11 protein-coding genes and 1 pseudogene are annotated in these 9,664 nt (G+C 50.3%); 11 read left to right on the forward strand and 1 reads right to left on the reverse strand.

The features are described 5' to 3' along the window. Positions 1-4: 4 nt before the first annotated feature. From I656_RS08055 to I656_RS08015, 9 genes and pseudogenes are all read left to right on the forward strand, one after another. The gene (locus I656_RS08055) at positions 5-1,024 is read left to right on the forward strand and encodes a LacI family DNA-binding transcriptional regulator (protein ID WP_033005609.1); all 1,020 of its coding nucleotides are present in this window, start codon (positions 5-7) and stop codon (positions 1,022-1,024) included. Between the two features lie 199 nt (positions 1,025-1,223). Next, positions 1,224-2,189, forward strand: a complete 966-nt coding sequence (locus tag I656_RS08050; protein ID WP_020755055.1) for an efflux RND transporter periplasmic adaptor subunit — start codon at positions 1,224-1,226, stop codon at positions 2,187-2,189. Positions 2,190-2,208: 19 nt separating this feature from the next. Beyond that, positions 2,209-2,913, forward strand: a complete 705-nt coding sequence (locus tag I656_RS08045) for an ABC transporter ATP-binding protein (protein ID WP_013146181.1) — start codon at positions 2,209-2,211, stop codon at positions 2,911-2,913. After that, positions 2,891-4,060 (forward strand): ABC transporter permease, encoded by a 1,170-nt coding sequence (locus I656_RS08040; RefSeq protein WP_013146180.1) that lies wholly within the window; start codon positions 2,891-2,893, stop codon positions 4,058-4,060. Before I656_RS08045 ends, I656_RS08040 begins: the two co-directional genes overlap by 23 nt. 142 nt (positions 4,061-4,202) lie before the next feature. Further along, positions 4,203-4,880: a response regulator transcription factor gene (locus I656_RS08035; protein WP_020755058.1), complete on the forward strand. Its 678-nt coding sequence runs from the start codon at positions 4,203-4,205 to the stop codon at positions 4,878-4,880. A 9-nt stretch (positions 4,881-4,889) separates the two neighbouring features. Then, positions 4,890-6,161 carry a cell wall metabolism sensor histidine kinase WalK gene (locus I656_RS08030; protein ID WP_013146178.1) on the forward strand — a complete coding sequence of 424 codons (1,272 nt, stop codon included), beginning with the start codon at positions 4,890-4,892 and terminating at the stop codon, positions 6,159-6,161. A 64-nt stretch (positions 6,162-6,225) separates the two neighbouring features. Then, positions 6,226-6,921: an O-methyltransferase gene (locus tag I656_RS08025; protein ID WP_050572307.1), complete on the forward strand. Its 696-nt coding sequence runs from the start codon at positions 6,226-6,228 to the stop codon at positions 6,919-6,921. A 4-nt stretch (positions 6,922-6,925) separates the two neighbouring features. Then, positions 6,926-7,294, forward strand: coding sequence for a hypothetical protein (locus I656_RS08020; protein ID WP_013146176.1), 369 nt, complete (start codon positions 6,926-6,928; stop codon positions 7,292-7,294). A 35-nt stretch (positions 7,295-7,329) separates the two neighbouring features. Next, a pseudogene (locus I656_RS08015) lies at positions 7,330-7,667 on the forward strand (antibiotic biosynthesis monooxygenase). A gap of 67 nt (positions 7,668-7,734) precedes the next feature. On the opposite strand, the gene I656_RS08010 reads toward I656_RS08015, so the two are convergent. Beyond that, positions 7,735-8,706: a catechol 2,3-dioxygenase gene (locus tag I656_RS08010; protein WP_020755061.1), complete on the reverse strand. Its 972-nt coding sequence runs from the start codon at positions 8,704-8,706 to the stop codon at positions 7,735-7,737. Between the two features lie 211 nt (positions 8,707-8,917). Here I656_RS08010 and I656_RS19180 point away from each other — a divergent pair, with 211 nt between their 5' ends. Both I656_RS19180 and I656_RS0115570 read left to right on the forward strand, forming a co-directional pair. Further along, positions 8,918-9,091, forward strand: a complete 174-nt coding sequence (locus I656_RS19180; protein ID WP_235048619.1) for a GntR family transcriptional regulator — start codon at positions 8,918-8,920, stop codon at positions 9,089-9,091. A gap of 5 nt (positions 9,092-9,096) precedes the next feature. Continuing rightward, positions 9,097-9,567: a GntR family transcriptional regulator gene (locus I656_RS0115570; protein ID WP_235048620.1), complete on the forward strand. Its 471-nt coding sequence runs from the start codon at positions 9,097-9,099 to the stop codon at positions 9,565-9,567. Positions 9,568-9,664 lie beyond the last annotated feature (97 nt).

Below are 9,664 nucleotides of genomic sequence, written 5' to 3' on the forward strand. Positions count from 1 at the left end.
GCTTATGACCGTTACGATTAAAGATGTGGCGAAACGAGCGAACGTTGCGCCGTCAACCGTCTCGCGCGTCATCGCCGACAGCCCGCGCATCAGCGAGAAGACGAAACAGCGGGTGCGCGAAGCGATGAAAGAGCTCGGCTATCACCCGAACTTTATTGCTCGCAGCCTCGCGAGCCAGGCGACGCAAGTGATCGGCATCGTCATGCCGAGCTCGGCCGACCAAGCGCTGCAAAACCCGTTTTTCCCGGAAGTCATCCGCGGCATCAGCAAAGCCGCCCATGAAAAGCGGTACGCCTTGCAAATGTCGACCGGGGAAAAAAAAGGTGAGATTTACGAACGGGTGGTGGAGATGCTGCAAGGACGGCGCGTCGACGGCGTTATTTTGCTTTACTCACGGCAAAACGATAAGCTCATGAAGTACTTGTTAAAGCATGGCTTTCCGTTCGTCGTCATCGGCAAACCGCACCAAAAAGCGGAACAAGTGACCCATGTCGACAACGACAACGTCCAGGCGGGGAAAGATGCGGCAAACTGGTTGATCGCTCGCGGGCACGAACGCATCGCGTTTGTCGGCGGCAATCCGCAATATTTGGTGACCGTCGACCGCCAAACCGGCTACGCCGCGGCCTTGCAGGAGGCGGGGCTTCCGTACCGGCCGGAATACGTCGTCCATGCAGAATTTTTGCAGGAAGGCGGCCAAGAGGCGATGAAGGAGCTTCTTTCGTTGCCTGAGCCGCCGACCGGGCTTGTCGTCGCTGATGATCTCATGGCGCTCGGCATCTTGAAAACGCTTGATGAAATGGGGCTTGGCGTCCCGGAAGATGTTTCGATCGTCAGCTTCAACAACACGCTGCTCGCCGAAATGTCGCGTCCGCCGCTCACGTCGGTTGACATCGGCATTTTTCAGCTCGGCTATGAAGCGGCGAAAAGTTTAATTGAGAAAATCACCAACCCGAATGAACCGATCAAGCGCATCATCATTCCCCACCGGCTTGTGGAGCGGGGGTCGTGTGCACAGCGTTAGAAAGAAGCGGTGTTGGCAAAGAGACGTCCGTCGTATTGGCGGGCGTTTTTTTGTTTTCGAGCATGATCATATTTTCATTTTGGTCACCATGCAAAAGTATTGTGGACAGCGTATGTTCAGGTTTGGAAGGAAGAAACGAAAAAATTAAGGGAAAATTAAGCAACCCTTTGGATAATCGGAGTGTCGATGCTTATTTGAAATGGAGAAAGGGGAATGCGAAGTGAAAAAATGGATCATCGCGTTGGTCGCGATTGTGGCTGCAGCCGGCGCCGGCGGTGCATGGTACTTCACGCAGGCCAAAAGCGAGCCCGCCATGGCTCAGACGGCGACCGCTTCAGTGCAAAAAGGAACGTTGGAAGTGAAAGTGAGTGGATCGGGAACGGTTGAGTCCGTAACGAGCACGGACATTCAAGCTGACGGCAGCAAAGAAGTGGATGAAGTGCTCGTTTCCGAAGGGGAAACCGTGACGAAGGGGGAAGACCTCATTACATTTACTGATGGCAGCGATCCGATTGAAGCGCCAGCAGCTGGAACGATCACCTCGCTCGACGTGGAAGAAGGAGACCGCGTCAATGACGGACAAGTCGTCGCCCATCTCACCAATTACAGCGATTTGCAAGTAAAAGTGCAAGTGGATGAGCTCGATATTCCAAAAGTGAAGGTCGGACAAACCGCTGCGATTAAGATCAACGCTTTTCCTGAGGCGACATATACCGGAAAGGTCACCTCCATCGCCAAAGAAGGGACGGTTTCGAACGGTGTGTCGACTTTCGATGTGACGGTGCACATCGATAAACCGACGAATGTGAAAATCGGCATGACAGCGGAAGTAAGCATTTTAGTCGAAAAGAAAGATAATGCGTTGTATGTTCCGATCGAAGCGGTTCACACGATGAATGATGAAAAGTTTGTGCTTGTCGTCCAACAGTCAGCGGACGGGAGCAGCACGGCTGTGCGCCAAACGGTGAAAACCGGCATTAGCAATGAAGACAACATTGAAATTACCGATGGATTGAGCGAAGGGCAAATCGTGCAGCTGCCGAGCGTTTCTACTTCCTCCAGTACGAATAATCCAGGGCGGCAAGAAAGAATGATGGGCGGGATGCCAGGGATGGGCGGCATGCCAGGAGGCGGAATGAACCGTCGGACAGGTGGCCAGCCATGAGAGGAAGGAGGAGAATCGTATGTTGATGATTGATATTCAAGGGATGACGAAAGCGTACCGTTTAGGAGGAGAAACGGTGCATGCGCTGCGCGGGGTTTCATTGCAAGTCAAACGAGGGGATTTTGTTGCGATTGTCGGTCCCTCTGGTTCGGGCAAGTCGACGTTGATGAATATGATCGGCTGCCTTGATCGCCCGGATTCCGGCAGCTACCGGCTCGACGGGAAGGAAGTCAGAACGATGAAAGAGGATGAACTCGCCGTCATTCGCAATCAAAAAATCGGATTTGTATTTCAAAATTTCAATCTTCTATCCAAACTGACGGCGCTGGAAAACGTTGAGCTTCCCCTCATTTATCGGGGAGTGAAGGTGAAAGAAAGGCGAGCCATTGCCTATGAATGCCTTGAAAAAGTGGGGCTGCAGGAGCGAGTCCACCATTTGCCCAACCAGCTGTCAGGCGGCCAGCAACAGCGCGTCGCCATTGCCCGCGCTCTTGTCGGCCATCCGCCGATTTTGCTCGCTGACGAGCCGACCGGCGCGCTTGACAGCAAAACAAGCAAAGAGATTATGCACATCATGAAGCAGCTCAATGAGCAAGGGCATACGATCGTACTCATCACCCATGATTGGGAAGTCGCCAGAGAAGCGAAGCGGATCGTCCGCATTCAAGATGGCGAGTTGTTGGAAGAAAGAGGTGAGTTCGTTGGGGCTTCTTCCATCCATTAAAATGGCGTGGCGCAGCATTCGCGGCAACAAGTTGCGCTCCTTTTTGACGATGTTGGGCATGATCATCGGCGTATCGTCCGTCATCGTGCTCGTCTCCATCGGTCGAGGCTCAAGTGAGCAAGTGACAAGCCAAATCAATCAGCTCGGAACGAATTTATTGACGGTCAACGTCATGAACAGCGATGAAGTAAAGCTGACGGTTGAAGACATGAACAAGTTTCGCGAACTTTCCGGTGTAAAGGACATCGCTCCTATCGTGTCTGGGAGAGTGAATGTCAAACAAGGGACTGCTTCAGCGCAAGTATCGTTAATCGGCACGACAGCTTCGTATGAAGCGGTTCGCGATGTCAATGTGAGCAGCGGCCGATTTTTATCAGACATCGATATCGAGTACAGGCAAAAAATCGTCGTGCTCGGCGCGACGATAGCGCAAACGTTGTTTGGATTCGGGGATCCGGTTGGCCAGTACGTGCAAATCGATGGGACATCGTTTAAAGTTGTCGGCGTTTTGGCGTCCAAAGGCGGTTCTCTTGGACAAAGCGGGGACGATGTCATTTTGATGCCGCTGTCGACCGCCCAGCGCCTGACAAAGACGATGAACATCCAAACCGTGTATATCCAGGCAGACAAGGCTTCAGACGTCAACTTCGTGATGGTGGAAGCAAAACGGCTTCTTGCCCATTTGTTCCCAAACAATGAAGACAGCTACAGCGTCTTTAATCAGCAGGATTTGATGGAAACGGTCAGTTCCGTAGCCGATACGATGACGCTGATGCTTGGCGGCATCGCTGGCATCTCGTTGCTTGTCGGCGGCATCGGGATTATGAACATCATGCTCGTCTCGGTGTCCGAGCGGACGAAAGAAATTGGCATCCGCAAAGCGGTCGGCGCCAAACGCCGCCACATTTTGCTTCAATTTCTTGTTGAGGCGGTGGTGCTCAGCTCATGCGGTGGAGCCATTGGCGTCGTTCTTGGATTTGGTGTTGGCCAAGTGCTGAAGTCGGTGATGGGGATGACAATCTCCTATTCCCCTTCCGTGTCATTGCTCGCCTTTTTGTTCTCTTTGTTGGTCGGAGTGGTGTTTGGCGTATTTCCAGCGAACAAAGCGGCCAAGCTTGACCCGATTCAAGCGTTGCGCTACGAATAAAAGAAAGAAAAACAAAGCGTTCGCATCATGCGGCGCTTTGTTTTTCCTTTCCCGATACGGCATGTATGGTGCTTAGCTGTTGCCTTTCACTGCGAAGGGAAGTTCCTTACAGCCATAGGTTAAAAAAGAGGAGGGAAGATAGTTGAAGCTGCTTGTTGTCGAGGATCACCACGACTTGCGGGAGGCTATGATCGAGATGCTGGCGGATGAGTTTGAGGTTGATGGGGCATGTGACGGCGATGAAGGGTTGTTTTTAGCGCAGCAAAACATTTACGACGCCATCATCTTGGACGTTATGCTTCCCGGCATCGATGGTTTTTCCATCGTCCGTCGTCTTCGTGAAGACGGAATCGAAACGCCGGTGTTGTTTCTGACGGCGAGAGACTCGCTTGAAGATCGGGTGAAGGGACTTGATTTTGGCGGAGACGATTACTTGGTGAAGCCGTTTCAGTCTCCGGAACTGAAGGCGCGTCTGCGGGCTCTTTTGCGGCGCAGCGGCGCCCTGACGACGAAACAGACGATCCGCTACCGCGGCATCGAATTGTTTGGCAAAGAAAAAGGAGTCGTGGTTGACGGTCAACCGCTGAAATTGACCAGCAAACAGTACGAGCTTTTGGAATATCTCGTTCATAACCAAGGCGTCATTTTAACGAAGGAACAAATTTTTGACCGTATTTGGGGATTTGACTCTGATACGACGATCGCCATTGTCGAAGTGTTCGTTCATCAGCTGCGGAAAAAGCTTGAGCCGTTTGGCTATCATGCAGATATTCAAACTGTCCGCGGCATCGGCTACATGCTGGTGCGGGAGCAGGAGTGAAAATGTGCCATGTTTCACAAAACCCTTTGGCGTTTGACATTCGTCAACTCGCTCGTCGTGTTTTTCGTGATTAGCGCGCTTGGCGTCGTGCTGTACGTGTATATGCAGGAGCGTCTGTACCATGCGGCCGATGTTCCGCTTGAACGATTGGCGGAGCGGATTAGGCAGGGCGGGCCATGGCGTAAGGATGATGCGCTGTTAGGAGATCCGCTCTTTCATGATCCGCTGTTGCGCGACCCGCGGCTGTTGGTGGTCATCTGGAACGAGAAAGGAGAAATGGTCGGCATGACCCGCGACGCTTCTTTTTTCACCGGGCTGCCGCTCACTCCCCCAGAAAGGCTTGATGAACTGTATGAGGTGAACGTAGGCCATCTCTATTTTCGGACGTTGGCTGTTGAAGTGAATACGGCGTTTGGCCCGATAACGGTGCAAATGCTGCGTAATACGAACTCTGAACGCGAGCTGCTTGGCGAATTGATGTTCATGATTGCAGTAGGATGCATGCTGAGCGCTCTGTTTGCCATCGCGGCAGGCTATTTTCTGGCTGGCCGGGCGCTCGTTCCCATTCAAGCGGCGTGGAAAAAACAGCAGCAATTTGTCTCCGACGCCTCCCATGAATTGCGCACGCCTCTTTCTGTCATTCAGGCAAAAACGGATGCGCTTTTTCGTTCTCCGAAAGCAACCATTGAAGAGAAAAGCGTCGATATTTCTGTGATCGCCAAAGAATGCCGCCGCTTGTCGCGGCTCGTTTCCCAACTGCTCACCTTGGCGCGTTCAGACTCGAATCAGTTGGAAATGCAAAAAGAAGCGTTTCGGCTGGATGAATTGGTCCGCGACATTGGCGAACAGTACAGCGAGATCGCTTCGTACCAACAGAAAACGATGAGCGTCGAAGCGCAAATCCCTATTGAGTGGGTGGGCGACCGTGAACGCATCCATCAATTGATCGTCATTTTGCTTGACAATGCCTTGAAATATACGACGGAAGGCGGACACATTCGCCTTGCATGCCATCGTTTTTCCTCATCGGTCGTGGTGGAAGTTGAAGATGACGGCATCGGCATTCCAACTGAAGATCTCCCTCGCATTTTCGACCGCTTTTACCAAAGCGACAAGGCGCGCTCGCAATCGGATGGAGCCGGTCTTGGATTGGCGATCGCCAAATGGATTATTGATCAACACCATGGCAAGGTGAAGGTGGAAAGCAAACTCGGCGAAGGAACGCGGTTTCAAGTGATGTTCCCGGCGGCGAGATGGAAATATAAGCGGTCGGGGGATTAAACATTGACGTTCTGTTTATGTTTGTATACAATTGTATACGAATAGGATCAGAAGGAGGGAAAGCATGGAACCGAAGCATCCGCACGATCGCCATGAAGGATGGGAGTTGTTTCGGCAATTAAACCGTTACATGAATGAACAGTTTGCTCCGCAAGATGAAGTGCTTGCCAGCATCCGACGCTCAATGGAGGAAAACGGCCTTCCGCCGATTTCTGTTTCGCCGGCGACAGGAAAGCTGTTGACGATGCTTGTCGCCATCTCCGGCACCAAAAACGTGTTGGAAATCGGAGCGCTTGGAGGCTACAGCGGTGTTTGTCTCGCGCGCGGGCTTGGGCGGGGCGGGTTGTTGACGTCGCTTGAGCTTGTGGAGGACTATGCCCGCTTGGCAAAACAGAACCTAGAAAAAGCCGGTTTCGGCAGCCAAGTCGTGTATATGGTTGGACCAGCCTTGGAAAGCCTTGAAGCGCTTGTTGCCCAAGGCTCGCGCTTCGACTTCTTCTTCATTGATGCGGACAAAGAAAACTATGTTCATTATCTCGATTATTGCCTCCGCCTCGCCAATCCGGGCGCGATCATCGCAGCGGACAACACCATGGCAGGAAGCGGCATTGGCACTCCGCGCGCCTTGGGACGGCGCGGGGAAATCATGAGGCAGTTCAATGAGACCGTTGCTCGGCATCCAGCGCTTGATGCCTTGTTTCTCCCCATTGGGGACGGTGTGACGGTGGCGAGAGTGAAAGCGGCGAAGGAGGAAAGATGACGGCATGCATGGACATTTTTTTCATGGACATGGACATCCATTCGAAGGCCATCCCGCATGGAAAGGCGCGCATATGCACAAAGGGCCGCATCGCGGCGCCAAAACGTTCCGTCGCGGGCGGGCGCTCGAATTTTTAGCACGGCTTTATGTCAAACGGGAGACATTGAAACAGCAACTGCAATCGCCGGAGCTTCAATCGATTCATCCCGTGCTGACAGGAGAGTTGAAAGCAATCGAGATGGTGATCAATGAATTCATCCAATCGTTTGATATTCATGACGAAGAGCTGAGCAGTATATGGGGAGTTCAAAACCGCGACGGAGATGCCCCTATCGATGAACAGCGCAACGATGAGGACAGCAGCGAACAATAATCGCATCATCATCAACAGAGAAAGGGAGAGGATTTATGTTCGTGCAAATGCGTAAAATCACAGTGCTGAAGGATTCGCCGACCAAGTGGCTGAGCGGTTTCGAAAGCCTGGAATCATCGAACAGCAAGAGGGGTTTGTTGATTTGAAAATTTTGGTTAAGAAAGCGCGCCGCGGCGATGAGGAAGTCGTCATTTTGATTACATGGGAATCGGAGGAGCATTGGAAAAAATGGGAGAAAAGCGACGCTCATATCGCCGGACATAAACAGAGACGAAATGAAGCGAAGCCGGAGTACATCCTCAATGTCGAAGTCGGACATTATGAGGTGAAGGCGGTGAAACAGGCGGCACAGTCAGCGTCGGCTGAAGATTGAAAAAGGGAAATGAAAAAGAGCTCCTCTTTTCGCTCATGGCATTGGCGTTGAGAGGAGCTGAATGCGGTTATGGTTTTATGTTGCTTGGAATGCTGGGTGTTCCGTACGTATGGAATGTTTCCACTGTTTTGTTTCCCCAAGCCTGCCCTCGTTTCCTCTCTTCTTCGGTCCATGTAATTGGTTTCCAATCCGGAGCCAAGACAAGATAGCCTCCGGAACATACTTCAATTCGATTGCCGCCGGGCTCGTACACATATGTCGTATACGTTTGATTGATGGCATGCTTGCTTGGGGAAAGCTCGATGTAAACGCCGTGATCTACAAATACATTGGCCGCTCTCACGATATCGGCCATGCTTTCCACAGCAAAAGCGATATGATGAAGCCGTCCTCTTGATCCGGTCGCATCTTTTGTATAAACAATATCATACGACTTGTTCGTGGCTCGATACCAAATTCCTGTTTTTCGGCCGTCATTCATCACGATTTGTTCCGTCAGACGAAGACCAAGGATCGTTTCCGCAAACTCCCCGTCTTTTTCGGGATTGGAAGATAAAAAGTTAATATGGTCTAATGTCTTGACAGCGGCTCCATGTCCAGTGAATTTTTGCGGCTGATTTTTCCAATAAGGCTTGAGATGATCGGGCGCCTCATAAAAATTAGTCTCATAGTACAATTCCATCACATGGCCGTCCGGGCTGTAAAAACGATATGCTTTGCCGTGTCCTTCATCGCCGTCAATCCATCCGATTCCTTGTCCTGTTTCTTCAATGGCATGCACTTTTCTTTCCAAGGCTTCAAGGCTTATCGTTCTCAATGCCGTATGGCCGATTCCAGCATGTTCAGCTTTTGTCAACTTTAAGGAATACTCTTCGTAATCCCCCCAGCAACGCAAATATGCAGACTGGCTGTTTCGATACACTTCTTGCATTCCGAGAATATCAGTAAAAAAATGAACACTTTCTTCGAATTTTGGCGTCAACAGTTCTACATGACCAAGATGGGCGATATCGAAGTCGAGCTTTTTTGTTGTTGTCATGGTCTCCCCTCCGCATTAATTAAACATTATTGTTTAACAATTTAACTATACAAAATGCAAAAAGTTATGTCAATAAGCGCTTTCATATTCAGTTGTCATCCGCTTCAAAATGCTGCGCAAAGAAAAACGTTTTGCGAAACATTGACGAATTCAATTTCATCATTGAAAATAAATGTATAATCATATTGTTAAACAAAATGGAGATGGAGCGATGACAATGGCCAAAAGACCGATGGATGTAGCTTATGAATATATTAAAGAACGAATTATGAACGGCACGTTTTTGCCTTCGCAAAAGTTAAATGAAAGCGAGCTGTCTGCGCAAATCGGCGTCAGCGAAATACGGTCAAAAAAGCGTTATTTAAATTGGAGCAGGAACATTTAGTAGATATGGAAGAAAACAAAGGGGCAACGGTGAAATCATTTACTGTCAAAGAAGTTTCCAACTATTTTGAGATCCGTGAAGCATTGGAAGGACTGATCATCCGCAGTGCGGTGGAACGGTTGACGGAGGAAGACCTTCGACAAATGGAAGAAATTTGTGAGAAGATGGAGACATATTTAGATATGGGGGATTTTGAAGAATATTCACAGCTTAACAAACGGTTTCATGATATGATTTATCGCGCGAGCGACAATCAACAGGCGGTGGAAATGGTCAACTTGATCAAAGGCCAACTTCTTCGCTACCATTTGCGGACGATTTTGATTCCAGGACGAAAGGAAAATTCAGCGAAAGAACATCAGCAAATTTATCGCGCGTTAAAAGAGCGAAATGCTGAGGAAGCGGAAAACGCTGTTCGCCGTCATATTGCCAATATCCGAAAAACGATCGAAGAGCACTTTGCCTTTTTAGTTTAGCATCTTTCCGAAAGAAGTCTCCCACTTCGAAACGAAGGGAAAGAAGGAGAAATTCGATTGGCTTAGCCAACCAATACGATAGAATATGGTTAGAACG

This window comes from Geobacillus sp. WSUCF1 (genome assembly GCF_000422025.1).
In the GTDB taxonomy this organism is placed as follows: domain Bacteria; phylum Bacillota; class Bacilli; order Bacillales; family Anoxybacillaceae; genus Geobacillus; species Geobacillus zalihae.